This is a genomic window from Acinetobacter sp. TUM15064, assembly GCF_008980265.1.
In the GTDB taxonomy this organism is placed as follows: Bacteria; Pseudomonadota; Gammaproteobacteria; order Pseudomonadales; family Moraxellaceae; genus Acinetobacter.
The window spans coordinates 1-1,578 of record NZ_BKFU01000142.1; the positions used below are offsets into that span (position 1 = coordinate 1).

Genomic DNA, 1,578 nt, shown 5'->3' on the forward strand with positions numbered 1-1,578 from the left:
AGCTTGAACCTCAATTGTGGGCGGAGGCACGCAGATTAGGATTGCCAATTATTACTGAATTTTTTGGTGGGGAAATGGCTGCCGAACTAGAGGGTTTGCATCAACAAGGATTACTGGGTCCAGATAATATCTTTAATCATTGTACTTCACTGCCAGATGCTGGATGGGAAATTTTGCGCGAGTCTGGAGTACGAGTAAACGTATGCCCAAGATCAGATGCCCACTATGGCATCGAAGATGGTATGTTCGCCATGCAATCAGCTCTACGTCACGGTATTAGACCTGGTTTAAGTGTAGATAATGAAACCTCTTACAGTGGTGATATGTTTATGGAAATGCGTGTAGCATTTTATTTACAACGCGTAATGGGTATGCATCAGAACAAATGTTGTGGTTTAGCACATTCGCCAGTGACGCTTCATGCTCAAAACCTTTTAAAAGCTGCGACGACTGATGGTGCTACTTGTGCAGGTCTACAAGAAAAAATTGGCAGCTTATCCATTGGAAAACAGGCTGATCTAATATTGATTAGAACAGATGATATTAATCTTTATCCCTCGGGCAATGCTTTTGGCACTGTAGTTCATGCAACCGAGCGCAGTAATATTGATACTGTGATGATTGCTGGGCGCATTGTGAAGCGTGACGGTAAGGTATTAGGTGTAAATAGTGAACGACTACGTGCAGCGATTGATGAATCTCGCCAACATCTTTTTGCTGCCGCTGGTTATACTCCAGACATTTTTGCTGAGACATTTCTGCCTCTTGAGTAAACGATATAAAAGAGGACAAACAGTATGAATGTTATCTATTATTTAATGGCCTTTGCAGCAGGATTAGGAATTACTCTACAAACTACATTGAATGCTCAACTGGCTAAAGGAATTGGTGGAGATCCTGTGGCTGCTGCACTATTTTCATTTACTGTTGGTGCGGTATGTGTTGGAGTTTATTCTTTGGTTCGGGGTGAGATAATTCCTTCATTAATTGCTATTTCGACTCAGCCGTGGTGGAGTCTTTTAGGTGGAATTCTAGGTTCGTGTGCCTTGCTGAGCTATGTTGTTCTTGCGCCAAGAATTGGACTGTCTGCTTTACTGGGGCTAGCAATAGCTGGACAAATACTCTCCTCTTTAATGATTGATCATTTTGGGTTGTTGGGGGCTACTGAACGTCCAGTTTCCTTGATCAAACTAGTTGGAACAATAGTCATGCTGGTTGGATTAACTGTTGCTCTATTAGGCGACAAATTGTCAGAAATTTTTTAATTTTGATCGCTACAAATAGATATAGCCGTAAAAGTAACGATATTTGAATAGCTACTGATTTTGTAGACACCTTTTAATTAGTGGTGGACTACCACCACTATCCTAGACAAATTTAGTCTATTTTTAAGACCTTTTTAGTAGGAAAATATGCATTCATAGCTAGGTTCATGAACCAAATATTTTATAAGTTATTATTTTAACACTCTAAGTAATTAATTTAATTGCTTATTAAACATAAGTTTAATTATGAATTAGATTCTAGGTGAACATAAGTTAAATAGGCTAGGATCTGTTGACACTTGCTGTTCATAAT

At 39.2% G+C, this 1,578-nt stretch carries 2 protein-coding genes; both read left to right on the forward strand.

Annotated elements, in window-relative coordinates; translation table 11 throughout:
- A partial coding sequence (locus GBI16_RS18055) for an amidohydrolase family protein (RefSeq protein WP_151707607.1) occupies positions 1-773 on the forward strand: 773 nt, incomplete at its 5' end.
- Between the two features lie 24 nt (positions 774-797).
- Entirely contained in the window at positions 798-1,265 is a 468-nt protein-coding gene (locus GBI16_RS18060) for a DMT family transporter (RefSeq protein ID WP_031967107.1), read from the forward strand.
- Positions 1,266-1,578 lie beyond the last annotated feature (313 nt).

Coding starts and splice junctions, on each gene's coding strand:
- GBI16_RS18060 (WP_031967107.1), top strand. CDS start 798: ATGAATGTTATCTATTATTTAATGGCCTTTGCAGCAGGATTAGGAATT.